We start from the raw sequence: 16,010 nt of genomic DNA on the forward strand, positions 1-16,010 counted from the left end.
AGTTTATCTTTTTTTGCTGAATATATTTCGAAATCAGTAATTCTTGTCACATATATTGTAATTCTGATAAAAATCGCTATCAGCAAAAAGTATGGCCTATAAAATGTTGTTTTTATTTTTTTGAAATATTGATAATTCTATTTCTAGAGATAGATAACATTTAAAACTTCTTAAAGTCATCTTAATTATTTATTGTTATCACATTGAAATTTTATATTTGAAGTTAATTTTTTTCGAAATAAAACCTTTCATATGATAAAAAAAGTATTTCTCACACCATTCCAAAAATTCGTAAAAATTGAGAGCTTTAGTGGCATCTTATTAATGTTGGCTACAGTTTTAGCCTTAATTTGGGCAAATTCGCCCTATGGTGATGTGTACAGAGAAATATGGCAATATGAAATTGGTATTGTAACTGAATCTTTTGAGTTTAAAAAGCCCTTAATCTTATGGATAAACGATGGATTAATGGCGATATTCTTTTTTCTTATTGGTTTAGAAATAAAGAGAGAATTGTTAATCGGTGAACTCAATTCTCCAAAAAAGATTGCTTTTCCGTTGGTAGGTGCCATAGGAGGAATGTTGGTTCCGGTTGTTTTCTTTCTTTTGCTAAATCAAAATCCAGATACTTTTAAAGGTTGGGGAATCCCAATGGCAACTGACATTGCATTTTCATTGGCAATTTTAAATGTTTTAGGAAAACGTGTTCCATTAAGTCTTAAGGTTTTTTTAACTGCATTTGCGATTGTTGATGATATTGGAGCCGTTTTAGTAATCGCCTTATTTTATAGTGGTACAATTAATACAACATTGCTGTTAATAGCGTTAGTGATGTTGTCGGTTTTGTATTTTCTTTCATACAGAGGTTATTATTCTAAATTCGTTATGTTTTTCTTCGGTATCATTATTTGGTTTTTATTTTTAAAATCCGGAATTCATCCAACAGTTGCAGGAATCTTGTTAGCATTTTCGGTTCCAATTAGACAAAAAATTGATACCAGTACATTTTTAGAACAGTTAGAGAAAGTTTACAACGATATTAAAAATGCGAGTGTATTACAAAAACCGATTCTTTCTACTGAACAAATACAGCATATAGATGATTTGGAAGATTGGTCATCTAAATTTCAATCTCCATTACAGCATTTAGAACATAACTTGCATGGTTGGGTGGCATATTTTATAATTCCAATTTTTGCACTTGCTAATGCTGGTGTGCTTATAGGTGGTTCCGATAATTTAGATACGGCATTAGTGACCAATATAGTTATTTGTTTAATTTTAGGAAAAGGGATTGGTATAACGTCTATAGTAATGCTTGCAAAAAAAATTAAGCTTATAGAAATACCAAATGATATTAGTTTTAAACAGATTTTAGGCGTTGCGTTTTTGGCTGGTATTGGGTTTACTATGGCTATCTTTATTGCGAGTTTAGCGTTTGCATCCACACCAGAATATGTAGATTCTGCTAAAATTGGTATTCTCTTAGGCTCTTTTATATCTGCCATTATTGGATATGTGATTTTACGCTTAGATTCAAAACCAAGTATTAGCCAGACAAGAGATTAAGAATCTCTTTAAAACAAACGAAGAGTTCGTTTAAATGCTTGGAATTTATTTATCTTAATGGGCAATGTTTTATTGATTTTGTAAACTAAGTTTGATGATTAGGTTTCCAAATTATAGTCATTTCCGTAGTTAACGAAGATGTGATGAAAAATTATAAAGTAAAATAATGAGCACAACTGAACAAGCGTTAAAAGAACGGATTAAAGAACTGACTTGTCTTTATGAAGTATCTTCAATTATTGGAAATTCTAATGCCAAACTTTTAGAAGACACTTTAAGAGCTATTGCTTTTAGCTTAAAAAACGCATTTCAATATCCGGAAAAGACTGAGATTGTTATTAGCATAGAACAGCTTTTAATTAGCACTCACGCATCATGCACATCACCTGATGAAAATTTGATGATAGAATCAAAAATCAGTATTTTCAATGAAAACAAAGGTCAATTAATTGCATACTCTGAAGCTTCAAACTTTGAACAAATTAATTTTTTAAACGAAGAACAATTACTCTTAGATAATGTAGCAATCAAAATAGGTAGCTTGTTAGAACGTATTGAAATTCAGAAAAATGAAACATCCTTAAAACGGCAAATGGAACGTGCAGACCGTTTGGGAATATTGGGAGAAATTACTGCTGGTATTGCACACGAACTTAATACACCTTTAGCTAATATTTTGGGTTTTGCCGAATTGCTGAAAGATGATTTAAGTGCAAAAAGTGAGTCTACTGAAGATATTGATAAAATTATTCAGAATGCTATTTTCTCTAGGGAAGTGGTAAAGAAATTGATGTTTTTTGCTTGCGAAATGCCTCAAGAAAAGAAGCGCGTTAACATTGTACCTAATATTAAGAACGCGATTAATTTATTAGATGCTACTTTTAGAAAAGAGCAAGTAAAATATATTGTAAAAATTGAAGAAGAGGAATTGTGGCTAAGAGCCGATCCTATTCAACTTACACAGATTATTTTTAATTTATTAATTAATGCAATATACTTTTCGCCTAAAAATGGATTAGTAACTATAGAAGCTAAATCAACAAAAAAAGATATTGTTTTAATGATTTCTGATGAAGGAAAAGGTTTTGTAACTGAAGATTTAGATAAAATATTTCAACCATTTTTTACCACAAAACCAACAGGTGATGGCTCAGGCTTGGGGTTAAGTGTTGTGCATGGTATTGTGGCTTCCCATAAAGGAAGTATTGTTGCAGAAAACAATAAAAATAAAGGTGCTATATTTACAATAACACTTCCAAAAGATTGATTTTAAGCTATGCAGTTACGTAAAGAAAATATACTAATTGTTGATGATGATGTAAATATTATTGAACTTTTACAGCGCCATTTACAATCTTGGAACTATCATACTTTTAAGGCAGTTTCCGTAAAGGAGGCAGTGACAATTTTAAGAGATACAAATATCGATTTATTGATAACTGATTTAAAAATGCCAGAAATTGATGGTTTTGAACTCATTAAATTTGTCTCTGAGCATTATCCTAAACTCCCTAAATTAGTTGTTACAGGTTATCCTTCCGTTCAAGATTCTCTATCTGCAATTAAATCTGGTGTGGTAGATTATTTAACAAAGCCTTTTACAAAAGACGAGTTAAAAACGGCAATATCAAAATCCTTAATTAGTCTAGAAAATAATACAATTAAGACCAATACATCTGCAGTTAATAAAGGTAAAGCTTATGGTGAACTTATAGGGAATTCAGAAAAGATAAATAAGGTTATTCAAATTATTGAGCGTGTAAAGGATAATAAAGCTACCGTTTTTATAAAAGGGGAGAGTGGTACAGGAAAAGAACTAGTGGCAAGAGCTATTCATTATCAAGGTAAGTTTGCTAAAGCACCGTTTATTGCAGTTAATTGTGGTGCTATACCAGAAAACTTATTAGAATCGGAATTGTTTGGGTATGTAAAAGGAGCTTTTACAGGAGCAGATTCAAATAGAAATGGTTTTTTTCAAGCTGCCAATGGTGGTACTATTTTTTTAGATGAAATAGGAAATGCTTCGCTAGCAGTACAATCGCGATTACTACGTGTGCTTCAAGAAAAAGAAGTGGTAAAAGTGGGAGCAACAAAAGCCGAAAAAGTTGATATCAGAATTATTGCTGCTACTAATAGTGATTTGCGAGAAATGATTAAGAATAACACTTTTAGGGATGACTTATTTTATAGGTTAACTGTTGTTGAAATTGATGTTGCACCATTACGAGAGCGTAAAGATGATATAGATCTTTTAGTGAATAAATTCCTTTTTAAATATGGAGAAGAGTACAAGGATCGTTTTTTAAAAATAACACCAGAAGCATTAGGTGTTTTAAAACGTTACAATTGGCCAGGTAATATTAGAGAATTAGAAAATTGCATTCAACATGCTGTTATTATGTGTGATAAAATTGTTGATATAGAACATTTACCAGAACACATGAAATACAATATTAACTTTTCTACAGAAGAACTACAGCCATTAAAAATTATAGAAAAAAAATATATTGAAAAGGTGTTAAGAGCCACTGGTAATAACAAAACAAAGGCAGCCGAAATTCTACAAATAGACCGTAAAACAATTCGCCAAAAACTTTCAGAATAACTACTATTATTGGTGCATTTTTACGCAGTTGAGTAATTTTGTCTCAGTCTCTTCACGTTTAAGATTTTTATTATATTCCATTTAGCCCTTTGTTTTAAAGGGTTTTTGTGATTTCAAATTGGTTTTTAAATACAACGGCACATGGATTGCCTTTAGTGTGTGTATAACACTAATATGTATTAATCATGAATCATTTTAATATTTGTCCAAGTTGTATGCACCGTAATTCTTGTGTGTTAACAACTCAAAAAGATAAAGTCTGGTCTTGTAGTGAATTCGATCAACAAAACCCAAAAGATGTTGTTTTAGATAAAGTAAAGCAACCTAAACGCAAACTAGAATTAGTTTAATCCCTTATTTATAAATCATGAATTTTAACGCTTTAATGTCTATGATAGCTAATATAGCTTCGGTAGAAAAAAAACCAAAATTTAGATCGTCTAGAGCTAAATATATAACAGAAAAATATCACGAGAGATCTATATCTAATCGTTATTTCAAATAATAGAAAAATATAAAACACAAATATGACAGTATTAAAAGCAAGTGTAAAAAAGGCTACAAAAAAACAACCCTTAAGAGGGATGATGGATAATGTAATGGAGCAATTTAATAGTGCTGCAGATCATATTAATCTACATCCTAATATTAGAAAAATTTTAAGTATTACCAACAATGAGATTTTGGTGAATTTTCCTGTAAAAATGGATAATGGTGATGTAGAAATATTTACGGGTTATCGTGTGCAACATAATTCGGCATTAGGCCCTTATAAAGGTGGGTTGCGTTATCACCCAACAGTAGATTTAGATGCGGCTAGAGCATTAGCAATGTGGATGACATGGAAAACCTCGTTAGCTGGTTTGCCTTATGGAGGTGGAAAAGGAGGAATTAAGATAGATCCTTCTAAGTATTCAGAATCTGAATTAGAGCGTATAACAAGACGTTTTACGTATGCCTTAGCGGACAATATTGGTCCTGAACATGATATACCAGCTCCAGATGTTAATACAAATAGCCAAACAATGGCATGGATTGCAGATACTTATATGAGTACCAGACCACCTGCACAACGTACAGCAAATCAACATGTAGTAACAGGAAAACCAGATGGTAGTGGTGGATTAGAAGGAAGAGATAGAGCTACAGGCTTTGGTGTGTATTTAACTATTAAGTTTTGGGCTGAGAAGAATAATATAGATTTAAAGGGTAAGAAATACATTGTTCAAGGTTTTGGTAATGTAGGCTATTGGGCTTCACTTTTTTTAGAAAAAGATGGTGCTAAGTTAGTAGCCGTTCAAGATGCATATGGAAGCATTCAAAATCAAAATGGGTTAAATGTTAAAAACCTATTTGATTATGCAAAACTTAATAAAGGAAGTATTGTAGATTTTCCCAATTCTGAGTCTTTGGATAAGGATGACTTCTTTGCTGTGGACTGTGATATATGTATTCCTGCAGCATTAGGAAATCAGATTACTAAGGAAAATGCACCAAAAATAAAAGCCAATTTAATTGCAGAAGGTGCTAATGGTCCAACAAATGTTGATGGAGAAAGAATATTACTAGAAAGAGGTATAGCAATTATACCAGATATTTTGTGTAATTCTGGAGGTGTAATTGGTAGTTATTTTGAATGGCTACAAAACAGAAATGGTGAGATATGGCATTTAGAAGAAGTTATGGATAAACTAAGTAAAAAGCTAAGAGGTTCATTTAATAAAGTCTTCGATTATTCTGAGCGAGAAGATATCGATACGCGGACTGCTGCATTCTGTATCGCTATAGAACGCATTGAAAAGGCCTATGTACAAAGAGGTATTTTTCCTTAATTTTTTAGAATTAATTAAAATGAAATACGGAAGTATAATATTAGAAAAGAAGGAATTTGTTTATTTAAAACGCATTCTTAATATATCTGGTTACGCAGAAGATCACGAAACGCAAAAGTGTTTAATAACATTGGCTAACGAGTTAAAGTCTGCACACATCGTTGATGATAGTGAAATGCCTAAGGATGTAATAAGGTTTAATAGTAGAGTCACCTTAGTTTTAGAAAATGGAATAGAGAAGGAATTACAACTCGTAATTCCTTCGGAAAGAGATATACAATTAAATAAAATTTCAATACTTACACCAATGGGATCTGCATTAATAGGTTATTCAACAGATGACACAATTATTTGGGATTTTCCATCGGGAAAACAGAAAATTAAAATAATTGATGTAGAACAAGAGGGAAAATTTAGAACTATAGAAATTTAACAATCTTAAATTTAAAAGTATGACAACTGAAAATAATGAAATATTTCATCATGATACTGATATAGATGTTACACACAAAATTAATTCTGTTGAGTTAAATAACTGGATGAGTCATTTAAAGTATATTAAGAAAGAGTTAGTTAATCTAATAGGTCTATGTACTAATGAACTTAATGGAAAGTTAGACGATGCGGAAGTTATAGAGCGTTTTAATAAGAAAAAGAGTGAAAATGAAATATTATTAGATGCTTTAGTTAAATATTCTAACTCTAGAATTGATATCGCTGAGTGCGAAGACACTCAATGCGATATGGTTTATATTAAAGAGCACGAAAGCTATCGAAGAAGCTATTTGTATCATTTAGACAAGTATAGAAGGCTTAAAGATGAGTTTTTTAATAAGGCTCAAGGGAAGTTTTCATTGTTAAGTTAGACGCTGTTTCTTTATAATTAATTTTTTTAACCCTTTTACAGTTTACACTCAAAACTTTTAAGTAATCCCTAAGTTTTAATAACCATGAAAAGAAATTTTTATGGTTATTTTTTTTGACTTTAGTTATAGATGAGATTGATACTTTGTTTTTATGAGGTATCATTAAGTATAATGAGACTTTAAGAATAAAATAATAGTTATGAAAAAGAAATATAGATATTAGCACTTAAATTAGTGAGATAACTTTTATTTTAACCAATAAATTTATTTCAGAGTCTTATTTTATGCTGCTAAAAACTGAACAAGAAAAACTAGAGTGGGAATTAATATATACTTATATTATACCTATAGGAATGGGGATTATAGCTCTTTTTATACTGTTTAGATTGGTTATGATTTTTCAGTACTTTTATGCTAGGCATTTCAAAAAACCAATAGTTACTCACTTTTATTTTAAGCTTAAAAAACTTACTCCCATTCAGTTGTCAATTTTAAAAAACGAATATCCTTTATTTGGTAAGTTATCAGACAAGCATCAATCTTATTTTGAACATAGAGTAGCGACGTTTATAGATAAAACTCAATTTATAGGGAGGCAAGACCTAGTTGTTACAGAGCAGATGAGAGTCTTAGTTGCAGCAACATCGATAATGCTAACATTCGGTTTTAGAAAATATCTTTTAGACTTGTTAAATACTGTTATCTTATATCCAAATGAATATTATTCTGAAATTAATGAAGCAAATCATAAGGGAGAAACAAATCCACAGTTGAAGGCCATAGTATTTTCTTGGAAAGATTTTAAGCATGGGTATAACATAGGAGATGATAACTTAAATCTTGGTATCCATGAGTTTGGCCATGCAATTCATTTAAACGCTTCTATGAATAATGATGTGAGTAGTTTAGTGTTTAGTCAAGGTTTTCAGAATCTAACTTCCTATTTACAGAAGAATCCAACGCTTAGAGAAAATTTAATCGCTTCAAAATATTTTAGGGCTTATGCTTATACTAATCAGTTTGAGTTTTTTGCTGTGTTGCTTGAGAATTTTGTTGAAACACCAAAAGAATTCAAATCACAATTTCCACATCTATATGGCTATATAAAGCAAATGTTAAATTTTAAGTTTGCAGGTTATTAGAGACTATTTAAAATAAACCTTATTTTTAACCTAAAAATAAAACATGAAGAGAATATTGGTAACTGGAGGAGCTGGGTTTGTTGGTTCGCATCTATGTGATCGTTTGTTAAGCGAAGGAAATGAGGTCATTTGCTTAGATAATTATTTTACAGGTTCTAAAAAAAATATTGAGCACTTAATGGATCATCATTATTTTGAATTAGTGCGTCATGATATTATCAATCCTTACATGGTTGAAGTCGATGAGATCTATAATTTAGCCTGTCCTGCGTCGCCAATACATTACCAATATAATCCTATAAAAACGGTTAAGACCTCAGTTATGGGTGCCATCAATATGCTAGGATTGGCAAAACGCGTTGGAGCAAAAATATTACAAGCATCTACTAGTGAGGTTTATGGTGATCCATCCGTTCATCCACAACCAGAGAGTTATTGGGGAAATGTTAACCCAATTGGGTTGCGTTCTTGTTATGATGAAGGAAAACGTTGCGCTGAGACGTTGTTTATGGATTATCATAACCAAAATCAAGTAAAGATAAAAATCATTCGTATTTTTAATACTTATGGGCCAAAAATGCACCCTCAAGATGGTCGTGTAGTTTCTAACTTTATTATGCAAGCGTTACAAGGGGACGACATTACAATTTTTGGTGATGGAACTCAAACAAGAAGTTTTCAATACGTTGATGATTTAGTTGAGGGAATGCACCGTATGATGAACAGTAGAGATGGTTTTATTGGTCCTGTAAATATAGGCAACCCAATAGAGTTTACTATGTTAGATTTAGCTAAAGAAGTAATAGATTTAATAGGTTCAAAATCTAAAATTTCATTTCTTCCTTTACCACAAGATGATCCATTGCAAAGACAACCAGATATTAGTTTAGCTAAGAAAGAATTAGGAGGTTGGGAACCTCAGATTCAATTAAAAGAGGGGCTTAAACAGACTATTAATTATTTTGATAATCTACTAAAAGAAGTATAAGATTTAGAAGTCTAAAACATAAAAAAAGGTTCGCAATTTAAATTGTGAACCTTTTTTTATGTTTTATTGTAAAGTCGTATTACAATTTAAATACGGCTTGTAAATGATATTGGTAGTGATTGTCATCGTAACCGCTATCAGGATGATTAAATGCAAATTTACCTATAGTCTGAGCTCTCAAACCAAACGTTCTACTATTATTTAGCCAAACTAAAACTCCTCCACCAAGGTTGGCAGACATATTTGTTTCATCTATATGAAAAAAGCCAATACCAGCATTAACATATAATTCTAGCCAATCGATACGGTCACCTAATATATGTTCTCCAAAATAATATTTTACATGTGTATCTAATGATAAGTAATTGTAATCTTCTTTAAGATTATTGTAATCACTATCTATTCTATTCTCAGTTGTAAAACCATTAAAGGTTATAGATTGTTCTATTGCGAATTTTTCAGTCCAATTTAACTCAACTGCTGCAGCAATAGGATTTTGAAAGCTCCAGTCTTCTGGGTGATAAATAGGTGATTGTGAACCTAAACTATTGATGGCGTTGACACCAACGCTTAAATACCAATCTTTATCACTTCTTTGTGCAAAAGCAGATAAACTAAAAGATACTAATAATGCAATTAAAATTAATTTTTTCATTCTGAAATAATTTTGTTCAAAGGTAAACTTTATGGATTATAAAACAAATATTGATTAAAAATTTTATAATATTAATCAAAAAAAACTAAAAGTGGTTCAAAATAGACTTAAAATGATTGAAAATTCTGTTTCTATCTGTTATTATGGCTTTTCTATACGTTTTATTGGATATAAAAAGCCATAATCTGTACAATAAAATAGGTGTAAATCTCATTACTCCTATTAGTTTATTCCAATTTTTATAAAACTTAAGGTGCTTTAACTTAAATAAATAGAAATTGGTAAAAATATTGATTTTTACATTTGTCGAAACTCTTATATCTTCAAAAAATAGGCTCGTATATTTAAAGTAGTTTTTATAAACCTTCTTTTTATACCATTCTTTCGCACCAGAGTAACCGCGTTGTATAATAATAGTATCATAAGTAGATCTAAAACTGATACTATTATATAGTGCACCATAATCATTAATCTGAAAATTGAGAATATTATGCATTAAAAGGTGCTTTTTTGATGGAATATACACCGTGTTAATTTGTTTTCTATCATTAAAGATGGCTTCAAAGTTTAGTGTATCATCATTATGAGTTGTAAATAGTTTTCTATGGACTTCTACTGCTGCAATACGGTTATCTGTAAGTTTTGTTTTTAGTCTAGGTAGGTGTTTATGTTCAAAAAAGTCATGTCCTAATGTTTGGTCAGATGGGTAATAGCCATTATCACATAGTAATTGATATGCTTCTTTTAATTGTTCTGGTGATACCAATATGTCAATATCACCTAACATGCGCTCAGCATTATCCTCAAAACAGCCCGAAGCTAATAAAGCGGAGCCTTTTAAAAACACATGGTCTATATGGTTTAAATTAAATAATTGTGAGATAGAACGAATTTGTATAAGTATAATAGAATTTCTTTGTCTATTTTTACTTGTAATTAGTTCAAGATAATTTAATAGGTCTTCGGGTAATTTATGTAAAAGTTTTTTTGCTTTAAGTCTACAATAAATGGCTGGTATAACATAGTGTTTACTGCCTTCTCTTACGATGTCTTCCCAGTCAAAGGCGGTATTACTGATCGTTTTCTCTAATTGAGAATCGTTAGTTTTGAAACTGAGAATATCTGCAATATGTTGATATGTAATGGCTAAATTATTCATAGGTTTCTCAATGTGCTACTAATATAAGCATTAAACCTTTTTGTTGAGTTGTTTAAATAATTTAGATATTTCATTGGTGACACTTTGTGTATCACTATATGTGAGTTGATAGATTTCTAATGTTGCTAACCAATCTAAAAATTGTCTTGCATGCAAAGGATTGGGTGATAACCAAGAATCAGGTATAATAGTTTCTAGTATCGTTTTAACTGATATGGGTTCTAATTTAGTTTCAGACTTTGCTTTGTAGTTCACTAAAATAATAGAACGACAAGGGTAGTGGTCTTTTTTAGGTTTGGTACAAGGAATATATTTTAAATTTCCCTTAGTTTTATTGAATTTTACAATTGGTAAATCTTTAAAATTTGAGACTAAAGGTTCGAGTAAATTAAATGCTCCTTGTTTTATTGATATGGCAGAAGGGTTATAATAAATCTCATTGTCTTCTGACAACATTGGAGAAACATCATCAGCGAGTAAATCAAAACCGTTGGCAGTTAATAAAGCACAAAGCGTACTTTTTCCTTTTCCCGAGTTTCCTACAAATAGAATAGACGAATTGCTATCCGTAATGGTTGAACCATGAAAGGTACCAATCCAATCGTTCTCGTCTTTATTGTGCAATGTGCAAAGTAATTGCATAATAAATTTTCCTTGCATCAAATGGTACTTGTGCTTTGAAACTTGAGATATTAATTGCTGATCTTTGAATAAAAATAAGTCGTCATTTTTTAAATAAATGTCGAATGTCGCTGAAACTTCATTTTTCGTCTCAGTACAATAATATGAAAGCGCTGGGTGAACAGTTTTTAAAACTAATTCTGTATCGTAATATATTTGAATTGTTTGTCCTTTAAAATCATATTGTTTAGAAATATGTCTTTTAGAAGTATCTAAAACAATCGAATCTATCTCTGGTGAAATATAAGGTTTATTACAGTCCTTTAAATAATTAAATAACGTCTCAGAAATGCTTTCGCTTTCTAAGACGTTAATATCATTTGAAATCATTGTAGAAAAATCAGCGTTGGAGCTAGATTTTAAATAAGATTCTAAAAGCAAATTAAATTCTGGTTCAATGATACTATAACTGTTGGATAATGCAAACCACAATATCCAGTTTTCACCAAACAATTTTTTATATGTAGGTGCTAAGTTAGTATTCAAAATAAAAACCGAAAATTAATCGAATGGGTCTCCACCTGGATCTGGTGGTGATGACGATTGTGCTTTAAGTGGATTTAAAATCACAAATGTTCCTACCGCAGTTAATGCAGCATACTTACCCATTTTTTGAATGGCTTCCTTACGAGTGATTTTATCTATGTTGTTGTCTTTCTTCATGGCTTTTGCCCTAAATTTGTGTTCAAAAATAATAAAATATTTTATTTATTAAAGTAAAATACGAAAAGGTTTACAATAAAAGTTAAAATTCTTTGATAAACCAATCTGATTCTTACTAATTTACATCTAAAGTTAGTGCTTTAATTGCACTAAAACTAGATTTCTGTATATATCTACGTAATAATTTTTAATTTGGTTTTATTCAAAAACAAAATGAATCACAATATATACAATATTTTCAGAAATCAGGTATAAGAATTTAATGTATAATTACTTTTTGTGTTTTGTTTTGCGTTCCGTTTGTTAATTGTATTACATAAATTCCTGCAGTTAAATGGCTCGTATCTAAGCTTTGTAAACTGCTTGTACTGTTTAGGGTTGTGGTGCTTACAACTCTACCTTGTATATCATAAATATAAGCTGTAGTGTTTTCTAATAATTGTCCAGCAATTATTGCAGTCTTATCATTAGCATTAGTATAGATAGATATATTGTTTAAACTATGATTTGATGTTGAAAGCGTACTTTCTGAAAAACGTAAGTAAAAGCGACCTACACCACTAAGGTTAGTAATAGGTGTCATTACATAGTCACTTGTATTTAATAGTGTTGATGTGTTTTCAACAGTATCATCTAAGTAAATGTCTATTGTACTTGGTAAATTGGTTTCATTTATGCTAAATGTAATTTGCTCACCTTGGTTTGCATTTACACCTAAAGGAATTGTAACGTCTAAATAATCTGTTTTTCCAAGAGCTTGAACAGCAAATGGAACTCCTGTATTGTCTTCAATTAATTCTGAATATAAGGCAAATGAAGGTGCCGATCCACCTAATAAGCTTGCATCATATCCAGGATCTAAACCGAGAGTTGAGAATTCTGTAAAGAAAATGTCAGTAATAAAATTAGCATTAGCGTTACTCAAGTTTAATTTTAAGTTAGATATTACTGAAGAATCTCTTCCAGCAATAAAATCATCGCCTCCAGCAGCTAAACGCATATCTGAGCTAGTTGTTGTAAATTCAATATTTCCACCTGTTGCACCTGAAGCTACAAAAAAGCCTTGTCCTGGTGCAATATTCATACTAGTGTTTAATAAAGCACTTATTATAGTGTAATCGCCAGCAGATGTACCGTCTGTACTATCGTTATATCCATAGATTACAAGAGCACTAGGATCCAATAGGCTAGCATTATGGGATAAAAACTGTTGAGCATCTAAGTATGAAGGAAAAGGGTTTCCTATTAAATTTAGTTTACTAACAGTACCTTGATTAATTACAGTTTGAACTAATCCAGTACTTACAGTACCTTCAAAGGTTACAAGATTACTTGCTTCTCCTTCTGTAATACCAGAACGATAACCTTTACCCGCAGTTAATGGAGTAGTGTCAGTGTCATTCCAAAGTTCAAAAGGATTAGTACTACTGTCATTATCAAAACCACCAAATAGTACTTCTGGTCCAGAAGGGTTCGCTCTAATATTAGGGTTGTTTGCTATAAAAGTATTAAAAGCTTGACCAGATAGAGGTGCACTTATTAAATCGTTACCATTTACAGAATTGTTACTGTTAACATAACGATTGTATGTTACTGTGCCTGCAATAGTTCCATCTAAGATTAAACTTGAGTAACTAGTAGAAATAGATTCTAAAACTAAATCATTAGTTATTGTAAGTATTATGCCAGTATCAACAGTAAGGGCAGCACCAGGGTTTACAGTTACTAAATTAGCAGTAGTGTTTGTGTCAATTGTAGCAGTACCAGATGCGATTACTATATTATCAGCAGCAGTAGCAGTGCCATTAGGATTACTAGGTGACCATGAGCCAGCGTAAGTATAAGTTAAAATATATCCTGTTCCAGGTGTTCCACCATCGATATCTGAAGCATCCCAACTGGCAGCTAAAGAGTTATCACTAGTAACATCTACCAATTCTAAAGATGGACCATTACCATCTGGTGTTGTAGGCCACGGAGATCCGTCATCATAGGTAACAGTGTCAATGGTTACGTTAGAACCACTTGGCTCAAGTATAATTGCTATAGTTGTTGAACTATTTACAAGATTATTGGAGTCATCTGTTGAAGCCGTCGTTGCAGGCGTACTAATGACACTAACATCAGGTGTAAAAGGATTATCATTATTAAACGTGCCATCTCCATTACTTCCTAAAGCGATGGTTAAATAACTACCTGATGTAATTGTGATTCCGGTAAAATCATAAGTACTACCACCGTAAACTAATCTCCAATCGCTATCTAAGTTGATGTCAGTTAAAGAGGCATTATAGATTTCAATCCATTCATCATCAGTTCCTGAAGAGTTGTACATAATTTCTGAGATAACTATATCTCCTGCTACAGGAGCAGTGCTAGGTGCAATATTATTTGTTACTCCAGTGCTCCAAGTAGTATTTTTTCTAGTAAAAATGGTAAAATGATAAGTTGTACCGTTAGTTAAACCTGTTACGGTAACAGTTGTACCAGTACCTTTATAAACTGTAAATTCACCAGATCCTAAATCTGTTCCTGAACCAAAGTTTGCATCGGCAGTATAAGCAGAACCATCTCCTGTTGGTGTTACTGTTACTGCAGAAGTTGCTTTAGCTACTATCAATACTTCGTCAAAACAAGCCTCATTAGTCCAACTCAAATCTATAGTTGTATTTCCTGATATTACGGTAAAAGCCGTTACATCTGTTGGAGTAGAACAATCTGTTGTGAAGATCCCTGTTAACTCTGTCAACTCGTAACATGTATCAGTAGTGTTATATTCATATATGGCAACATAATAAGAGGTAGCTGGGTTTAAGCCTGTTACATTAACAGAACTTGTTGCAGATCCAGATTGGACTACATAATTCCCAGTGCCTATTTGGTCACCTGAAGTAAAAACAGTATTACCTGTGTAAGTTGTACCATTTGAAGGGTCGGTGTCTACAGCAGATCCCTCTTTAATTAACACCAATACCTCATCTCCATTTCCTGAAGTCCAGTTTAAAGTTGCAGATGCAGTGCCTATTGCAGTTGTGTTATAAGCAGTTGCTTGAGTTGTAGGAGGTGTACAAGCTCCAGTGAATGTGAAGTTTGTTAAATCAAAGGTTTGAGATGATCCAGAGGTAGCCCAATTGGCTGAGTCATATATTAAAGATAAATAAGTAGCCTTATCTTGACCAATTCTAGTACCTATGTAGATACCATTGTCTCCACCATAATATATGGCATTTGTTCCTATTGTTAATCCAGTACCCGTTAAAGTGCCAGCATCACCACCATCTTCTCCAGCAAAACCAAGTATAGTATAAGTTCCAGAATTGTAGATATTAGTAGATGTTTGATATAAATAGAAACCATCACCACTATTACCAAGTGCGAAGCTACCAGCTTTTTGGCTAACGGTTCCTCCTACACTTGTGCCACTTGTATCTATTGTAAATACAGTGCCAGCAGTTATGGCTGGTGTAATCCATTCGTAGAATCCTTCGCCTGAATTGAAAGAAGTGCCTCCCCATTCCTCATCTGTAAAAAAGACAGATTCACCTGAAGGGATATCTTCTAGTGCAACAATTAGTACCTCTTCGTCATCAACACTTAGGCCAATAATAGCTAAATCACCAGGCGACAATGTTTGAGAAAATCCGAAACTGGTAATCATTAAAGTAAATAAAAGTGTGTAAAAATTTTTCATAGGTTAATTTTTTCTATTCGAATTTTTCTATTCGAATTATTTATTCATAAAATTAAAGATGTCAAAAATACTAAAACTTTAATTTATAGAATATTTTAAATATTAATAAACTGTTAATTGGACACCATTTTTATTTTTAGGTCACTATTCTTGAGTTTA

14 protein-coding genes are annotated in these 16,010 nt (G+C 31.6%); 9 read left to right on the forward strand and 5 right to left on the reverse strand.

The annotated features are described in order from the left end of the window. Positions 1 to 252 precede the first annotated feature (252 nt). The 9 genes from nhaA (at position 253) to DFQ10_RS04050 (ending at position 9,002) form a co-directional block, all read left to right on the forward strand. Positions 253 to 1,569 carry a Na+/H+ antiporter NhaA gene (gene nhaA / locus DFQ10_RS04015; RefSeq protein ID WP_115816078.1) on the forward strand — a complete coding sequence of 439 codons (1,317 nt, stop codon included), beginning with the start codon at positions 253 to 255 and terminating at the stop codon, positions 1,567 to 1,569. A 166-nt stretch (positions 1,570 to 1,735) separates the two neighbouring features. Continuing rightward, positions 1,736 to 2,836 carry a sensor histidine kinase gene (locus tag DFQ10_RS04020; RefSeq protein ID WP_115816079.1) on the forward strand — a complete coding sequence of 367 codons (1,101 nt, stop codon included), beginning with the start codon at positions 1,736 to 1,738 and terminating at the stop codon, positions 2,834 to 2,836. Positions 2,837 to 2,845: 9 nt separating this feature from the next. After that, on the forward strand, positions 2,846 to 4,174 hold the full coding sequence (locus DFQ10_RS04025) for a sigma-54-dependent transcriptional regulator (RefSeq protein ID WP_115816080.1): 1,329 nt from the start codon (positions 2,846 to 2,848) through the stop codon (positions 4,172 to 4,174). A gap of 185 nt (positions 4,175 to 4,359) precedes the next feature. Beyond that, the gene (locus DFQ10_RS18515) at positions 4,360 to 4,524 is read left to right on the forward strand and encodes a hypothetical protein (RefSeq protein WP_181897569.1); all 165 of its coding nucleotides are present in this window, start codon (positions 4,360 to 4,362) and stop codon (positions 4,522 to 4,524) included. A 177-nt stretch (positions 4,525 to 4,701) separates the two neighbouring features. Continuing rightward, the gene (locus DFQ10_RS04030) at positions 4,702 to 6,006 is read left to right on the forward strand and encodes a Glu/Leu/Phe/Val family dehydrogenase (RefSeq protein ID WP_115816081.1); all 1,305 of its coding nucleotides are present in this window, start codon (positions 4,702 to 4,704) and stop codon (positions 6,004 to 6,006) included. A gap of 19 nt (positions 6,007 to 6,025) precedes the next feature. Then, entirely contained in the window at positions 6,026 to 6,439 is a 414-nt protein-coding gene (locus DFQ10_RS04035; RefSeq protein ID WP_115816439.1) for a GreA/GreB family elongation factor, read from the forward strand. A 19-nt stretch (positions 6,440 to 6,458) separates the two neighbouring features. After that, positions 6,459 to 6,872 carry a hypothetical protein gene (locus DFQ10_RS04040; protein ID WP_115816082.1) on the forward strand — a complete coding sequence of 138 codons (414 nt, stop codon included), beginning with the start codon at positions 6,459 to 6,461 and terminating at the stop codon, positions 6,870 to 6,872. A 392-nt stretch (positions 6,873 to 7,264) separates the two neighbouring features. Further along, positions 7,265 to 8,014 carry a zinc-dependent peptidase gene (locus tag DFQ10_RS04045; RefSeq protein ID WP_394347240.1) on the forward strand — a complete coding sequence of 250 codons (750 nt, stop codon included), beginning with the start codon at positions 7,265 to 7,267 and terminating at the stop codon, positions 8,012 to 8,014. Between the two features lie 43 nt (positions 8,015 to 8,057). Continuing rightward, on the forward strand, positions 8,058 to 9,002 hold the full coding sequence (locus tag DFQ10_RS04050; RefSeq protein WP_115816084.1) for a UDP-glucuronic acid decarboxylase family protein: 945 nt from the start codon (positions 8,058 to 8,060) through the stop codon (positions 9,000 to 9,002). 79 nt (positions 9,003 to 9,081) lie between these two features. Here the strand turns inward: DFQ10_RS04050 and DFQ10_RS04055 are convergent, their stop codons facing one another. The 5 genes from DFQ10_RS04055 to DFQ10_RS04070 form a co-directional block, all read right to left on the reverse strand. Continuing rightward, positions 9,082 to 9,657 (reverse strand): outer membrane beta-barrel protein, encoded by a 576-nt coding sequence (locus DFQ10_RS04055; protein WP_115816085.1) that lies wholly within the window; start codon positions 9,655 to 9,657, stop codon positions 9,082 to 9,084. An 85-nt stretch (positions 9,658 to 9,742) separates the two neighbouring features. Further along, positions 9,743 to 10,816 carry a nucleotidyltransferase family protein gene (locus tag DFQ10_RS04060; RefSeq protein ID WP_115816086.1) on the reverse strand — a complete coding sequence of 358 codons (1,074 nt, stop codon included), beginning with the start codon at positions 10,814 to 10,816 and terminating at the stop codon, positions 9,743 to 9,745. Between the two features lie 30 nt (positions 10,817 to 10,846). Continuing rightward, entirely contained in the window at positions 10,847 to 11,983 is a 1,137-nt protein-coding gene (locus tag DFQ10_RS04065) for a hypothetical protein (protein ID WP_115816087.1), read from the reverse strand. A gap of 15 nt (positions 11,984 to 11,998) precedes the next feature. Then, positions 11,999 to 12,160 carry a hypothetical protein gene (locus DFQ10_RS18520; protein WP_181897570.1) on the reverse strand — a complete coding sequence of 54 codons (162 nt, stop codon included), beginning with the start codon at positions 12,158 to 12,160 and terminating at the stop codon, positions 11,999 to 12,001. A gap of 259 nt (positions 12,161 to 12,419) precedes the next feature. Continuing rightward, positions 12,420 to 15,851, reverse strand: a complete 3,432-nt coding sequence (locus tag DFQ10_RS04070; protein ID WP_115816088.1) for a beta strand repeat-containing protein — start codon at positions 15,849 to 15,851, stop codon at positions 12,420 to 12,422. Positions 15,852 to 16,010: the final 159 nt, after the last annotated feature.

It is taken from the genome of Winogradskyella eximia (genome assembly GCF_003386165.1).
In the GTDB taxonomy this organism is placed as follows: Bacteria; Bacteroidota; Bacteroidia; order Flavobacteriales; family Flavobacteriaceae; genus Winogradskyella; species Winogradskyella eximia.